The sequence below is a fragment of the Bacillus cereus group sp. Sample62 genome (assembly GCF_036851315.1).
GTDB lineage: Bacteria > Bacillota > Bacilli > Bacillales > Bacillaceae_G > Bacillus_A > Bacillus_A wiedmannii.
In genome coordinates, this window is record NZ_JAFLPK010000001.1 from 655,830 (window position 1) to 670,757 (window position 14,928).

Below are 14,928 nucleotides of genomic sequence, written 5' to 3' on the forward strand. Positions count from 1 at the left end.
TGGCGTACAGCCTTTTTATTTTAAGACACCACTATACAAAATGCTTACTTCTACCTCAGGTTTAAATTTTACTTTTGCATAATCTTTATTCCAATTTTTTTTCTTCCATAAATCAGGATGATAAGCGATAAGATGTCTTCCAATACCGAAAGCATCACAATTTGCTTTTTGTAACTTTTTCGTTATCTTTTTAGCTTCTTTCGTCAGCTGTTTAGATAATTCCTTATTTAGTTTTTTTCTTTCATCCATTTTGTAAAGATTATCTCTCGGAGCTTCAAGAGCGATAACTTTTAATTGAAGCTTAATGTGAGCATAAACATTTCCTTTTTTATCTGTTGTTATTTTTAAGTCTCGTTCTAACTTTCGATTGCTAATTTCCATTGTTAAATAATCAGATGTCTTCTCTGATTCATCGCTAGTAAGTTTCTGGGTTATACGGGCACTTGTTCCCATTTTTCCGGTTAATAATACGAATAAAACAGATTGTTTCAAAGATAAATGCCCAGTTAATTTATCTTTGTTAAATAAAGCTAACCCGTTTGTAACTACTTCTTTTCCTTTTATTTTTATAGAAGGGAGGGTGAAGTCTTTACCAGGATCTAACATTTTTGTAGCAGCTGTTTCTAAAGTTTCTTTTGGAAATACACTCATATCTTCTAAGCTTTTCACTTTTTTCTTTAGAAAATCTCCAATTAGTAAATTTCCTACTTTCTTTTTTTCTAGTATCTCGGACGTTTCACCATCTACTGCAATAAGTTTTACTAAAGCAGTTGGGTTTGTTGGATCCCGAAAGCTGACATCTAAATAGGGTAGTATACCTTTTTTTAGAATTTTGGTTCCTAGTAATTGAACACCATATTTGAAATAGCGAATGTTCCCAGTCACATTTTTTTTTAGGGCATCGCTTGTATCCCTTATGTTATGCCCGGTTGCAGAATGTATCTCATTCTCAAATGAAGACTGCTCGCCGCTAGAACTCTTTACAAGTTCGATCGTTTGCTGAAGTCTATTCTCTTCGGTAATATCATATCCAATACTATAAGCTAATCTCGCTTCTCTTAATGGTTCTTGATCCCAACAGCCAGAAAGGAGGGAACTAGTACATAATATAAAAAGTAATTTAACTCTTTTTTTGAACATACTGTTCTCCTTTCTTCTTTCTTATTACTGCATAAAGTAGAAATAAAAGAGGGAGGACAACGATAAAAATATAGGTGAACTTATCAGTGAAAGTTGAAATTACTTTTAATTCTTCAGGTGTATCTATAAATAAGGCTACACTAAAAGCAATAATACCAACGATTGGAACAGCCTTTTTATGATTAGCAAGATTGAATATATGTCCAATTCCGATAGAAGCGGCACAGTAATAACTAGCGATAGAAGCTACAACAGTTATCATCCAAATTGGTATGAATAGTAAATCAGTTCGGTCTATAATCCCGATATGTAAGGAGCGTAATAAGTAAGCGACTGGTTCTGGAATAAGCTCAACTTGCTTTGGACTAAATACGATAAAGCAAATCCAAACAGTAAAAGCATAAAAGAGAGTCACAAATCCGTTAGCGATAGAAATTGCCTTTAGTTTTGCCACAGCAGTCCCATTTACTTTTGGGAAAGCGATAAGAATAATTTCAAAACCATACATAGCTGTAATTGTTTCTTTGGATGCTTGAATAATATTCCACCATCCAGCCTCTGTAATGGGAAAAATATAAGAAAAATCAGCCCGTGAGAGCCCAAGTCCAATTAAAAGCGCCATAGGTAAAATGAGAATAGAGGCCATGACATAAAATCGCACAATTACTTTAAATGTATTATAAGCTACGTAACAACAAGCTATTGTAAATAGCATGAGAATGGCAGACCAAGGAGTGGCTTGTAAGATCCATACTTTAATGACATTACAAGCGCTTAACATAACCGTCATACCAATAAGGGTAAAATAAAAAACATAAGCAAAACCTAATAGTTTTCCAAGCTTGTTACCAAATAGCATACAAACACTTTCATACATATCTGCATCCGGAAATCGTTTTAAGAAAAGCCACATAAGTAAAATAATAAGTTGAATTGCAAGTCCAGCGATGAGAGCAGAAATCCACCCACCACCTTTCGCTATTGGGTGAAGACGGTTTGGGAGAGAAAGTATACCCACTCCGATTTGGCATTGAATAACGAAAAAGGTAAATTGAACTAGCGAAATTTTATTTTGCGTGTTTGTCACCGTCCTCATCCTCTCTCGTTACATGTTGGCGCTGCATTTTTTTCGGCTTTGGATCATGAGGACGTTCCCAAAATGACCAAATTGGTAGTCTTACGAAAGAATCTTTCATATCCTTTATACGCATTGGTGCAAGGGGAGAAAGATATGGTGTATGAAAAGAATGAAGCTGACATAAGTGAACGAAAGTTATAATTAGACCGAATGATATTCCTACATATCCGAATAGGGCAGCAAGGAGCATTAATGGAAAACGAAGAATTCGAACAGCTGAACTCATATCGTTTGATGGAACGAGAAAAGATGAGATTGCAGTTAAAGCTACAACGATAATCATTGTGTAAGAAACGAGTCCGGCTTTTACAATTGCATCACCAATTACTAAACCACCTACAATACCGATTGTTTGGCCAACGCGGCTCGGTAGACGAATACCAGCTTCCCGTAATAATTCGAAAATTAACTCCATTAAGAGAGCTTCAAAAATAGGTGGGAGTGGTACTTTCTCTAATGAAGCTTTAATTGTGTACACAAGTTCGAGCGGCAACACATCAGGATGAAAAGCGACAGTTGCAATATAGAAAGCTGGTAAGAGAAAGGCAATTAAAAAACTTACTAAACGAATCATTCGGACGAAAGAACCGACAATCCAGCGGTTATTATAATCATCTGGTGATTGATAGAAAGCGAATAACGTAACAGGTACGATGAGCGCTGTTGGATCTCCGTCAGATAAAATAGCAACTCGTCCTTCCATTAAATTTGCAGCTACTCTATCTGGCCGCTCTGTATTTAATTGCTGCGGGAAGGGTGAGAAAGACGTATCCTCTATAAACTCTTGTATATATCCTGGAGACATGAGTGCATCCGTTTTAATCGTTTCTAACCTTCTTTTCACTTCTGTAACGAGATCGTCATTCGCTATATTTTGCATATAAGCAATTGCCACTTTTGTATGCATTTCTTCACCAAGCGTGAAATATTTTACGACAACATTTGGACTTTTTATGAGTTTACGAATCGAAGCCAAATTAGTTGCTAAATCTTCTACAAAACCAGAATGCGGTCCACGGACAACTCCTTCGTTATCAGGCTCTGCTATATCTCTTTTTAAAGATAAAGCCGTTTCGAATATACAAAAACTGTCGACATGTTCATGAAAATATAACGATTTACCTTGTAATAAAAGTTGTACCCCATAATTTAAATTCGTTTCTTTTTTCATATTTAACGTAGAAAAAGCTTTATCTAAAGACAAATCAGACCGCGTTAATAATGGCTCAAGAGCTAATTGATGAATTAAATTTGGATCTGATAAAGATTCGATATATAAGATCGTTCCTTTTCCGTTTTGAAAAGGGAGATCTAATTTTTTTATATCATCAGAATGGAAAAGTTTATTTTCAATGTAATTAATGTTCTCCGGAAGTGATGGAAACATATGCTTTTTGTTATTATCTTGTTGTGAACTCTTCTGTTCGGTCATACTTTCCATCTCCTTTATATTGGAATTATTTCTGTTAATTTTTGCTTTTTGTGAGAAAATTATGCTTGGATTATTTGGGGAAAATAAGCTTGAAAGTTACGTTACGTCATCTTTTATACTTAAAGAAACAGAGAGTAGGGGGATGGTGTATATGATTTTGAAAAGTATGTGGGGATGGAAAGAAATCTTATATTTATTTATGTTTGTATTCATTATTGTTCCAGTAACAGTTGAATCTCTTTTTTATGACTATGCTTTAAAAGTAATAGGGAACGCATTGTATGCGGGAGTATTAATGGGATTTATAATGGCAGTGATATTTACTACTGTAGTTTATCTTTTTTGTATAAAAAGATATAAATTGTCGTGGAAAGACATTGGAATTCGGAAGCTTTCATGGAGAGATTTCCTATGGACAGTTGTAGCGCTAATTTTCTTAATTATAGTTAGTATTGCTGTATTAATGATAATGGAGAAAATGGGTATTTCTTTTGAAAATAGTAAAACGGAAACGGTTCAAAATGATAAATCAATATACGCGTTCTGTATCGCGGTAATTGGAGCAGCAGTTATATCACCAATCTATGAAGAAGTTTTATATCGAGGTGTTTTTTATACGTTTTTTCGTGATAGATATGGCATATGGGGCGGGGTGCTCATAAGTTCCATAATATTTACTGTTGTTCATATTCCAACATATAACACATTACCAGTGAATTTTTTAAGTGGAGTAGTATTTGCGTGGTTATATGAGAAAACAAATTCTATTTTATCAGCTATGATTGCCCACGCACTATTCAATTTCATAGCAGTACTTCTCACTTTTGTGTCGAATTAAGAAGATATATAGGAGGGATACAGATGGAAATAGCAGTAGAACGAGTTTTTACGAAAGAAATTTTAGCAAGAGCAGCAAAGGCATTTCATGTAATAGTGGAAGAAAAGCCACTTGGAGATTTTGAAAATTATATTTTTAAGGCAAAGGGTGATAGTGGTGAAGATTACGTATTACGTTTAACGCACTCTTCTCATCGTTCTAAAAAAGAAGTTGAAGCTGAACTAGATTTTTTACGATATGTTGCGGAGCATGGGGCAAAGGTAGCAGGCCCTCTGTATTCAAAGTCTCAAAATCTTGTAGAAGAGATCAGAGCAGAGGATGAAACTTTCTTTTTCGCTTCTTTATTTACATATGCAAAAGGTGAACAAGTAAAAGGAGAAGAATCGCCTTATTGGGGAGATGCTTATTTTGAAGCATGGGGAAAAGCGATTGGTCAACTGCACCGCTTAACAATGAACTACCCTAAAACAGATTATCGTGATACGTGGGAAGAAGACGAAAGTGGGATTGTTAATGAATTAGAAGATGATCAAGTGAAAAAGATTGCAGCGGTATTAATGGATGAAATAAAGGCTCTTCCCATTGAAAGAGAAACGTTCGGCCTTATGCACGGTGATATCCATCCCGGTAATTTTCATTATGATGGTAAAGAGCTAACAATCTTTGATTTTGATGATGCGGCTTATAATTACTTTATACATGATTTAGCGATGGTTCTCTATTACTCTGTTCTATTTACACCGTGGATAGCAGAAGAGAAGACAAATTTTGCTCGTAAACAGCTACAAGTGTTACGAAAAGGCTATGAGTATGAGCACAGACTGGCGGATAGTTGGTATGAATCGTTACCGTTGTTCTTACGTCTACGTGATGTTGGTTTATACGGTACACTTCAAAAGAAGTTTAAGGGGAAAGATATGCCAGATAACTTCCGGAAATTATCGAAAGAATTATATGAAAGAATTATAAACAAAGAAGCAATTGTGAATATATAATACATTTTGTTCAAAACAAAGTATATAAAATAAATATATACTTTGTTTTTTTATACAAAAATATGTTTGTTTTATTAAAATAATATTGTTATAGATTCGGTATACACTTATAATTTTATATATATTCAGAATATTCTTTATAAAGAAGGAGGGGGAATATTTGGAAGCTATCGTAAATTGGATAAATAGTATTGTTTGGAGTCCAGCACTTGTTTATTTATGTTTAGGAGTAGGGTTATATTTTTCCATTCGAACGAGGTTTTTACAAGTAAGGCATGTAGGAGAAATGGTGAAGCTGACATTTCAAGGAGAAAAATCAGAGGCTGGTGTTTCTTCATTCCAAGCGTTAGCACTTTCGTTATCAGGACGCGTTGGGACAGGGAATATAGCTGGGGTAGCAACAGCGGTTGCATTCGGTGGACCAGGAGCTGTATTTTGGATGTGGGCAGTAGCCTTTTTAGGAGCAGGATCAGCTTATGTGGAATCAACACTCGCGCAAATATATAAAACGAAACATCAAGGACAGTTTCGTGGTGGACCTGCTTATTACATTGAAAAAGGTTTAGGTGTGAAATGGTATGCATTAGTATTCGTTGCAGCGACAATTATTGCAACGGGGCTTTTATTGCCAGGTGTGCAAGCAAATAGTATTGCCGTAAGTTTAGAAACAGCTTTTGGAATTAACACTACCGTATCAGGGGCTTTATTAGTTGTTGTATTAGCTATTATCATCTTCGGTGGCGTAAAGCGAATCGTGAACGTTGCACAAGTTGTCGTACCGTTTATGGCAGTTGGTTATATTTTAGTAGCTTGCGTTATTGTTGCTATGAATATTGAAAAATTACCAGAAGCATTTATGCTAATTATAAGAAGTGCTTTTGCATTAGAAGCGGCTTTCGGTGGTATTATCGGTTTAGCAATTTCTTGGGGAGTAAAACGTGGTATTTATTCCAATGAAGCAGGGCAAGGAACTGGACCACATGCAGCAGCAGCAGCTGAAGTATCACATCCAGCTAAACAAGGTTTAGTGCAAGCATTTTCCGTTTACATTGATACATTATTTGTTTGTTCAGCAACAGCATTTATGATGATTATTACAGGCATGTATAACGTATTTGATGCAAGCGGAAAAAACTTTATTGTAAATAAATTAAATGGTGCTCAGCCAGGACCAGGATATACACAGGCAGCGGTAGAATCTGTTTTCCCTGGATTTGGAAACGGTTTCGTTGCAATCTCGTTACTATTCTTTGCATTTACAACAATTATGGCGTATTACTACATTGCAGAAACGAATATCGCGTACTTAAATCGTGATAAAGACCGTCCTTGGCTGTCTATGATACTAAAGTTTGTATTTTTAGGAGCTGTATTCTATGGCTGTATAAAAACAGCAGCAACAGCTTGGGCTTTAGGTGACATCGGTGTAGGAATTATGGCATGGGTAAATATCATTGCGATTTTATTATTACAAAAACCTGCATTAGTTGCATTAAAGGATTATGAAAAGCAGAAAAAAGAAGGAAAAGATCCAGTATTTGATCCAGGGCCATTAGGAATTAAAAATGCTGATTTCTGGGAGCATGAATACGGCAAAGATAAGAAAGAAGAAGTATCTTAATGGAATAGAAATGAAAAAGCAAAGGGAAAATCCCTTTGCTTTTTTTTATGGGCAAAATGAGGCAGGCAGTTATTTTTTTGCCTATTTTTGAATATAAAAAGAATGTACATGCTTTGTTAAGGGAAGGGGGGAGTATGTTGATAGAGTTTCGTAATGTAAATAAATATTATGGTACCTTTCAAGTTTTAAAAGATATTAATGTACAAGTGAAAAAAGGTGAAGTGGTAGTAGTTGTTGGGCCGTCTGGATCAGGAAAAAGTACGTTGCTACGGTGTATAAATCAGTTAGAGACAATTACAGATGGAGCGTTAATTGTACAAGATACGGAAGTACACAATGCAAAAACAGATATGAATGAATTACGCCGAAATATTGGAATGGTCTTTCAACATTTTTATTTATATCCACATAAAACGGTTCTTCAAAATATTACACTAGCACCGATTAAAGTAAATAAAGTTTCAAAAGAGGAAGCTGAGCAAACAGCGATGTTTTATTTAGAGAAAGTAGGCATCCCGGAGAAGGCTAATGTATACCCGCATCAATTATCTGGAGGACAGCAGCAAAGGGTAGCAATTGCTAGGGGGCTCGCAATGCAGCCGGAAATTATGCTATTCGATGAGCCTACGTCTGCTCTTGATCCGGAGATGATCGGGGAAGTACTTGATGTTATGAAAACGCTAGCTAAAGAAGGGATGACAATGGTCGTTGTCACGCATGAAATGGGATTTGCGCGAGAAGTAGCAGATCGGATTTTGTTTATGGATGATGGTCAAATTATTGAAGATACAACACCGGCGCAATTTTTTGCAAGTCCTGAACAAGAAAGAGCTCGTCTATTTTTAAGAAGAGTGTTAAATCATTAAAGGGGGAGTTTTATGCTTAAAATGAAAAAGTTGTTTACGTTAATCGTATTTTCATGTTTATTCGTACTTGTCGTTGCTGGATGCGGAAGTAAAAAAGATGAGGCGAAAGAAACGAATACGAAACAAGGCGGGGCTGTTGAGCAAATTAAAAAGCGTGGGAAACTAGTAGTTGGGGTGAAGAATGATACGAACTTATTTGGCTTGAAAAATCCTTCGACAGGACAGGTAGAAGGGTTTGATGTTGATATCGCAAAGGCGCTTGCGAAAAAAATCCTTGGAGATGAAAAGAAATTAGAATTAAAAGAAGTAACGTCTAAAACGCGTATTCCACTACTGAAAAATGGTGATATTGATGCAATCATCGCGACAATGACAATTACGGAAGAACGTAAAAAAGAAGTAGATTTTTCAGATGTATATTTTAAAGCAGGGCAATCGTTACTTGTGAAAAAAGGAAGCGATATTAAAAGTATTGATGATGTGAAAAAGGGTGTGAAAGTGTTAGCTGTAAAAGGTTCAACGTCTACAAATAATATTCGTCAAAAATCACCAGAATCGACTGTATTAGAATTTGAAAATTACAGTGAGGCATTTACAGCGTTAAAAGCAGGGAAAGGCGATGTATTAACGACAGATAATGCAATTCTTTACGGCATGGCAAAACAAGATTCGAATTATGAAGTTGTAGGGAAAATTTTCACGGATGAGCCGTACGGAATTGCAGTGCAAAAAGGTGCAGATGATTTAACGAAAGAGATTAATAGCTTGCTAAAAGATATGAAGGCGAACGGGGAGTACGACAAATTGTATGAGAAATGGATTGGGCAAAAACAAGAGAAGTAACGTGATAGTTTCATTAATGGAGCTTTATTCTCATTGATAAATAGTAAGAGGATGAGGGATGCTCATCCTCTTCTTGTAAAGAAAGAGGGGAGAATATGTGCCTGATTTTTCTATATTGACGAATAACATTGATATGTATTTAGAGGGCTTTAAGTATACAGTTATGTCTAGTGTAATTGCGTTAATAGGCAGCTTTATTTTAGGAGTAATTTTGGCTGTAATGCGCATTGCACCTATTCGTATTTTAAATTGGTTGGGAACGGCTTTTGTAGAGTTTGTAAGAAATATTCCACTCGTATTAATTGCATTTATATTTTATTTCGCTTTACCTGTAATAGGAATTACTTTAAATGGTTTTGTAGCAGGAACAGTTACGCTTACCGTATATACTGCAGCGTTTATTGCGGAAGTCATTCGCGCTGGTATTTTATCAGTTGCAAAAGGTCAAATGGAAGCAGCGCGTTCCTCAGGATTAACGTATGTACAGGCGATGTATTATGTTGTTTTACCCCAGGCGATGAAAATCGTAATCCCTCCTCTAGGAAATCAATTTCTCAATTTAGTAAAAAACTCTTCCATACTCGGAATTATCGCTGGTACCGATTTGATGTATCAAGGAGATTTAATTTCAACGAAGACATTTGTTACGTTCGACGTTTATATATTTGTCGGGATGTTTTATTTAATATTAACAATTCCGCTCAGTATGCTAGTGCGTTATTTAGAAAAACGCTTAGCAAAGGAGGCGGTGTAAATGGATTTTAAGGGAGCAATTACAGGAGATCATATTCTGTTTTTATTAAAAGGATTACTTATAACGTTAGAGGTAGCGCTCGTAGCAATTGTACTCAGCTTTATTATTGGTAGTATAATAGGGATATTGCGCTACATGAAAATCCCTGTCGTCTCACAAGTATTAGGAATTATCGTTGAAGTGATTCGAAACTTACCACTACTTTTAATTATATTTTTCACATATTTTGCGCTTCCAGAAGTAGGCTTGAAATTAGAGATTATAACAGCTGTAATTGTTGCTTTAACAGTATTTGAAGCAGCAATGATATCTGAAATTGTTCGAAGTGGTCTATTATCGATTGAAAAAGGACAGATTGAGGCCGCAAGATCTTCAGGATTAACGTATGTTCAAGCACTGTGGCATATCACCTTACCACAAGCATTAAGAAGAATGGTCCCGCCGCTTGTGAGTCAGTTTATTTCATTGCTGAAAGATACATCATTAGCAGTTGGTATATCACTGCCAGAGCTTATGCATAATGCTCAAATTATTAGCGGGCAGAATGTAAATTATATGATTCCAACGTTTATAGTAGTAGCTTGTATGTACTTTATCGTAAATTATAGTTTATCAATTTTATCGAGAAGATTAGAACTTCGTTAACCTTTACAATATATGTAAAGGTTTTTCCTTGTTTCCCCTTATTTTCCTCTAATTAGAATCTAAATCTCACAATAATTCGGTTTTTTATATTGTTTTATCAGAAAAGTTTTAATTTTATATAGAAATTGTAATCGCTTTCGTGTATATTTTTATTATCAGAAAATTTTAACAAGATATAGGGGTATCGGTAGGGGGAGGATTTAGATGCAGCAACCAACGAATGAGAAATTACATCGTACGATGAAGAGTAGGCATTTATTTATGATCGCACTAGGTGGTGTAATCGGGACTGGTTTTTTCTTAGGTTCAGGTTACACCATTAATCAGGCTGGACCAGGGGGAGCCATCCTTTCCTATTTAGTGGGCGGATTTATTATGTATTTAACAATGCTTTGTCTCGGAGAGTTAACGGTAGCAATGCCGGTTTCAGGTTCTTTCCAAAAGTATGCGACGAAGTTTATTGGGCCAGGAACGGGCTTTATGATTGGCTGGCTATATTGGCTTGGCTGGGCAGTGACAGTAGGACTAGAATTAACGTCAATCGGTTTAATGATGAAAAGATGGTTTCCGAATGTTGATGTTTGGGTATGGTGTCTCGTATTCGGCGTTATTTTATATGCTTCAAATGCTATCTCAGCGAAGAGTTATGCTGAATTAGAGTTTTGGTTCTCTAGTATTAAAGTAGTTACAATTCTTGCATTTGTTGTTCTTGGTGGTAGTGCATTATTAGGGTTTATATCATATGACGGAAAAGAAGCGGCACCTCTTTTCTCTAACTTTGTAAGCGATGGTGGATTATTCCCGAATGGACTAGCTGCCGTATTACTCACAATGATTACAGTTAACTTCTCGTTCCAAGGAACAGAGTTAATCGGGATTGCAGCAGGAGAAAGTAAAGACCCTGAAAAAACAATCCCGCGTGCAATTCGTAATACAGTATGGCGCATTATGCTATTCTTCATTTTAACAATGACGATTTTGGTAGGATTAATTTCTTGGAAAGAAGCTGGCATAATTGAAAGTCCATTCGTAGTCGTATTTGATAAAATCGGTATTCCATACGCAGCTGATATTATGAACTTCGTTATTATTACAGCGTTACTATCTGTAGCGAATTCAGGATTATATGCGGCAACTCGTATATTATGGTCACTTGCAAATGAAGGAATGGCACCAACATCTTTCAAGAAAGTAAATAAACGAGGTATTCCAATTACAGCGCTAGTCGTAACGATTGCGGTAGCAGGGTTATCTTTATTCACAAGCTTCCTTGCAGAAGATACAGTATACATGTACTTATTATCTATAGCTGGTTTATCGGCTGTTTCAAGTTGGATCATTATTGCTTTATCGCAACTTCGCTTTAGAAGTCAGTATATAAAAGGCGGAGGAAAGTTAGAGGACTTAAAGTATAGAACACCACTATACCCAATTGTTCCAATTTTAGCTTTAATTACGAATAGTATCGTTGTTATTAGTTTAGCGTTTATTCCCGAACAAAGAATGGCGTTATATTGTGGTATTCCATTTATCATTTTCTGCTACATATATTATTATATAAATAAGAAACGGCAGAAACCGATGAAAGTGGAGATGGAGACACCAAATGAAACTAACAATCAAACACGATGATATACAGGCAGATTTATCGTATGGTCCATTAGCGATTGGAAAAGAAAATGGGTATTCACCGTTACAATTACTCGTTTCTTCTATCGCAGGATGTAGTGCAATTGTCTTCCGAACAATTTTAGAAAAGAAACGTATTACATACGATACGTTTACAATTGAAACCGAAATTGGGAGAAGTGAAGCTTTATCAAAACCAGTTGAAAGTGTTCATTTGCACTATAAAATTAAAGCGCAAAACATTACAGAAGAGCAATTAGACAAGGCGCTGCAACTTGCGGTGAAAAACTGTACAATCGTTCAATCGGTAAAAGATAGTATAAAAGTTACGGAAACAATTGAACTAATAAAATGAAACATAAAAACGTGAGAATACGGCTCTCACGTTTTTATGTTTTTGATAAAGGGGGAAATATGATGGAATGTGTAGGGTGTAAATTAGCCAACGAAGAAGAAATTATATATAAAATATATGAAGATGACTATGTAACATGCTTTTTAGATCATGAACCTTTCTATTCAGGTCATACTTTAATTGTGCCAAAGCAACATGTTGTAGAAGTAGACGAATTAGATGATGTTGTAGCGAAATCGATTATGGATGCTTCTAAGCTTATTGCAAAAGCGATTAAATCACTATATAAACCTGACGGAATTACAATTTGTCAAAATGGTGGAATCTTTAACGAACTCACGCACTATCATATGCATGTTGTCCCAAGGTATAAAGAGCGCTCATTTGCCGAGTTTTATACCGTACAACCGGGAGAGAAGAAGGATTCTAACTTTGAAGAGACACAGAATTTGTTAAAAGAAGCGATAGAGAAAATACTACTTATTGAAAAGGAATAAGAGGGATGTTCTTAATGGAACAGTCAGGAAAATTCTAATATTAAAAAGCCCAATTTCTCAGTTAAAATAGAGAAATTGGGCTTTTGTTTATTCTATTATTAAATTTTATCTATAAAAAGATTTTGCAGTGTCACAAAGTATAGCGCTCATTCGTTATATAGAATGAGAGGAGGAATTATATGAAAGTTACAAACAACGATTATGAAAAGATGGAAGAGCTATACGAGTTGTACGAACAAAAAATTTATTATGTAGCTTATTCTATTTTAAATAATATTCAGCAGGCAGAAGATGCAGTTCAAGAGACGTTTATTACTCTTTATAAGAACTTGGAAAAGCTCTATAGCTTGAGTACTGAAGAGCATAAACGCTACATTTTGAGAATCGCGAAAAACAAAGCGATTGATAGTTACCGAAAAAATAAACGACATGAAACATTTTTAGAAGAATATGAAAAAGAATCAATAGAAGCAGTAGATGAAAATATTGAAGAGTGGGAAAAACGTAAAATGTCTGAGGTTCAAATTGATACATTGCTAAAAGAGTTAAATGAATCTAACAGACAGGTGTTTAAGTACAAAGTCTTCTATAACTTAACGTATCAAGAAATTTCAAGTGTCATGGGGATAACGGAGGCGAATGTCCGCAAGCAGTTTGAACGCGCTCGAAAACGAGTCCAAAATATGATAGGAGGTATACAACATGGCGAATTCAAAGAACTCCAAAGAAATATATGAACTTGCGGAAAAAATTGCTTTAGATGATTTTGATAAACTCGAAGAACAACATGAATTTTCACATACATATACGCGCAAAAAGAAATTGTTTATGGAGGAAATGAAGCTGAAAGACGGACAACCGCAGAAAAAACGTAAAAAACATCGTATGTTAATCGCTGCTGCTTGCTTATTGATCGGCATGCCGACAACCGTTTTTGGAGCAGTAAAAGTCTATAATATGATTGTTCAAAAACAAAATTATGAAGTAAATGTTTCGGTAACAAACAAGGACTCGAAAAAGGCTGATAAGTGGTATAAGTTGAAAATCGATAAATTACCAGAGAATATGGAAGCAATTGATGACAGTGCTATGAAATATTCATTTAAAGATAACGACGCAATGGGTGGATTTTCATTCGCTCTTTGGAGAATAGGAGAAAATGCAGATTTTCAAACTTTGTATTCAAAAAGCTATGAAGAAAAAGAGATAAATGGTAAGAAGGCAGTAATTGTTCATAAAGAAACTGGAAACAACAATGTAATGTTTGATAGGAAGGTCTTTCTCTTTTTTGAGAAAGAAGGGATTATGTTAGAAAGTTTTATTGGATCAGATATAAACGAAGAACAAATGATAGATGTGTTAGGGAATATTTCACTTGAGCCTACTTCCAAAGAAAAGGCATCATATATAACGGATTATGATAAAAAGTATTTTAGCCAAGCAGATGAACCTAAAAAAACTAAGGTGATTCCTTTGAAAAAAGATAGTAAACGACTATTTCATATAGGGCAAAAGGTTCCAGTAACGATATCTATGGATAACAGCAAAATTGAATATGTGATAGAAAAAGTTGAAGTCTTTGATTCAATCAAAGATTTTAAACAAGAGAACTTTTATGAAATGGGCTTAGGAATACTAAGCAGGAATCAGGCTTTGGATCAAGCTGGACAATTGATACCATATAGAAGGGATAAATATAAAATTGGAAATGGCAAAGATTCAATTGATCAATTAGTAGGGTCAAAATTAGTTCATCCTAAATTTGTTTATCTAACAACAACAGTGAAAAATATAGGTAAGCAGGCGACAGAAGAAATTTATATGCATCCATCTATAAAACTGCTTAAATCTGAAGGTAATGCATGGAACTACGCTAAAGAATCTGGAATTGCCGAGAAAAATATTATGACGGGAGAAGTTGATTATTTAGAGCCTCACGGAGATGGAAAAAGCTTTTATAATATTGGCAGTATCCGCCCGGGAGAAACGATAAAAGTTAAATTAGGCTATTTTGTAGATGAGGATAAACTAGATTCAATCTTTTTGGATGCTTTTAATTACAGAGGGATTGGTGACACTGAAAATATGAATTCAAAAAATCGTTGGTGGTTTGATATTCGTCAATAATAAAAATAATAGGAACAACGGGACTGAAAAAGCTGCTGATATTTAGCA

The 14,928-nt window shown here is 35.2% G+C and carries 15 protein-coding genes; 12 read left to right on the forward strand and 3 right to left on the reverse strand.

Annotated features, from left to right (window positions below; translation table 11 throughout):
- Positions 1-15: 15 nt before the first annotated feature.
- Genes gerKC through gerKA form a run of 3 tightly spaced genes read right to left on the reverse strand, consistent with a single transcriptional unit; the run spans position 16 to position 3,710 of the window.
- Positions 16-1,140 (reverse strand): spore germination protein GerKC, encoded by a 1,125-nt coding sequence (gene gerKC / locus J0835_RS03275; protein WP_087979417.1) that lies wholly within the window; start codon positions 1,138-1,140, stop codon positions 16-18.
- Positions 1,121-2,227 (reverse strand): GerAB/ArcD/ProY family transporter, encoded by a 1,107-nt coding sequence (locus J0835_RS03280; RefSeq protein WP_087979418.1) that lies wholly within the window; start codon positions 2,225-2,227, stop codon positions 1,121-1,123. The genes gerKC and J0835_RS03280 overlap by 20 nt, the downstream gene beginning before the upstream one ends.
- Entirely contained in the window at positions 2,208-3,710 is a 1,503-nt protein-coding gene (gene gerKA, locus J0835_RS03285; RefSeq protein WP_087979419.1) for a spore germination protein GerKA, read from the reverse strand. Before gerKA ends, J0835_RS03280 begins: the two co-directional genes overlap by 20 nt.
- A 151-nt stretch (positions 3,711-3,861) precedes the next feature.
- Here gerKA and J0835_RS03290 point away from each other — a divergent pair, with 151 nt between their 5' ends.
- The 12 genes from J0835_RS03290 (at position 3,862) to J0835_RS03345 (ending at position 14,880) form a co-directional block, all read left to right on the forward strand.
- A complete protein-coding gene (locus J0835_RS03290; RefSeq protein ID WP_087979420.1) occupies positions 3,862-4,548 on the forward strand; it encodes a CPBP family intramembrane glutamic endopeptidase in 687 nt (228 codons plus the stop codon).
- 23 nt (positions 4,549-4,571) lie between these two features.
- Positions 4,572-5,543 carry a phosphotransferase enzyme family protein gene (locus tag J0835_RS03295; protein ID WP_087979421.1) on the forward strand — a complete coding sequence of 324 codons (972 nt, stop codon included), beginning with the start codon at positions 4,572-4,574 and terminating at the stop codon, positions 5,541-5,543.
- A gap of 160 nt (positions 5,544-5,703) precedes the next feature.
- Positions 5,704-7,164, forward strand: a complete 1,461-nt coding sequence (locus tag J0835_RS03300; protein WP_087979422.1) for an alanine/glycine:cation symporter family protein — start codon at positions 5,704-5,706, stop codon at positions 7,162-7,164.
- 47 nt (positions 7,165-7,211) lie between these two features.
- Positions 7,212-8,030, forward strand: coding sequence for an amino acid ABC transporter ATP-binding protein (locus J0835_RS03305; protein ID WP_140386670.1), 819 nt, complete (start codon positions 7,212-7,214; stop codon positions 8,028-8,030).
- Positions 8,031-8,042: 12 nt separating this feature from the next.
- Positions 8,043-8,873 (forward strand): glutamine ABC transporter substrate-binding protein GlnH, encoded by an 831-nt coding sequence (gene glnH, locus J0835_RS03310; RefSeq protein ID WP_087979424.1) that lies wholly within the window; start codon positions 8,043-8,045, stop codon positions 8,871-8,873.
- Between the two features lie 97 nt (positions 8,874-8,970).
- A complete protein-coding gene (locus J0835_RS03315; protein ID WP_001112679.1) occupies positions 8,971-9,627 on the forward strand; it encodes an amino acid ABC transporter permease in 657 nt (218 codons plus the stop codon).
- Positions 9,628-10,272 (forward strand): amino acid ABC transporter permease, encoded by a 645-nt coding sequence (locus tag J0835_RS03320; RefSeq protein ID WP_087979425.1) that lies wholly within the window; start codon positions 9,628-9,630, stop codon positions 10,270-10,272.
- A 204-nt stretch (positions 10,273-10,476) separates the two neighbouring features.
- Positions 10,477-11,904 carry an amino acid permease gene (locus J0835_RS03325; protein WP_076542387.1) on the forward strand — a complete coding sequence of 476 codons (1,428 nt, stop codon included), beginning with the start codon at positions 10,477-10,479 and terminating at the stop codon, positions 11,902-11,904.
- Positions 11,879-12,256: an OsmC family protein gene (locus J0835_RS03330; RefSeq protein ID WP_087979426.1), complete on the forward strand. Its 378-nt coding sequence runs from the start codon at positions 11,879-11,881 to the stop codon at positions 12,254-12,256. The genes J0835_RS03325 and J0835_RS03330 overlap by 26 nt, the downstream gene beginning before the upstream one ends.
- Positions 12,253-12,753, forward strand: a complete 501-nt coding sequence (locus tag J0835_RS03335; RefSeq protein ID WP_140386666.1) for an HIT family protein — start codon at positions 12,253-12,255, stop codon at positions 12,751-12,753. Before J0835_RS03330 ends, J0835_RS03335 begins: the two co-directional genes overlap by 4 nt.
- 179 nt (positions 12,754-12,932) lie before the next feature.
- Positions 12,933-13,490: an RNA polymerase sigma factor gene (locus J0835_RS03340; RefSeq protein WP_087979428.1), complete on the forward strand. Its 558-nt coding sequence runs from the start codon at positions 12,933-12,935 to the stop codon at positions 13,488-13,490.
- Positions 13,456-14,880, forward strand: a complete 1,425-nt coding sequence (locus tag J0835_RS03345) for a DUF4367 domain-containing protein (protein WP_087979429.1) — start codon at positions 13,456-13,458, stop codon at positions 14,878-14,880. Before J0835_RS03340 ends, J0835_RS03345 begins: the two co-directional genes overlap by 35 nt.
- Positions 14,881-14,928 lie beyond the last annotated feature (48 nt).